Origin of the sequence: Caulobacter sp. 602-1 (assembly GCF_003931565.1) — a bacterium.
In the GTDB taxonomy this organism is placed as follows: Bacteria; Pseudomonadota; Alphaproteobacteria; order Caulobacterales; family Caulobacteraceae; genus Caulobacter.
In genome coordinates this window covers 1-268 of sequence record NZ_RRYI01000232.1, presented here as the reverse complement: position 1 = coordinate 268, position 268 = coordinate 1, and the positions used below count along the sequence as shown (strand labels likewise).

At 53.0% G+C, this 268-nt stretch carries 1 protein-coding gene; it reads left to right on the top strand.

Annotated features, from left to right (window positions below; all coding sequences use genetic code 11):
• On the top strand, positions 1-268 hold a 268-nt coding region (locus EIK80_RS26855; protein WP_233586960.1), incomplete at both ends, for a hypothetical protein.

Sequence of the window (268 nt, the reverse complement as noted above, 5' to 3'; positions counted from 1 at the left end):
CACCGATTCCGCAGATACCCAGGACGACTCCACCGCCACGGATAAAACCGATAAGACCAAGGACTCGCAATGGCCTCTGGTTACCGGATATGGTGCCTACGTCTCGAATATCCCGTCTATCGTGAACGGCAAACAATGGATGACCGGCATAGAGGATCGCCAAACCTTGGCTGAGAACATTGCTGAGGCATGCGCACTGCTCAACAAGGGCCAAACATTGACTTCCATGTCTTCCGTGCGGAATACCGAAGTGGGCGGTAAGAAAAAG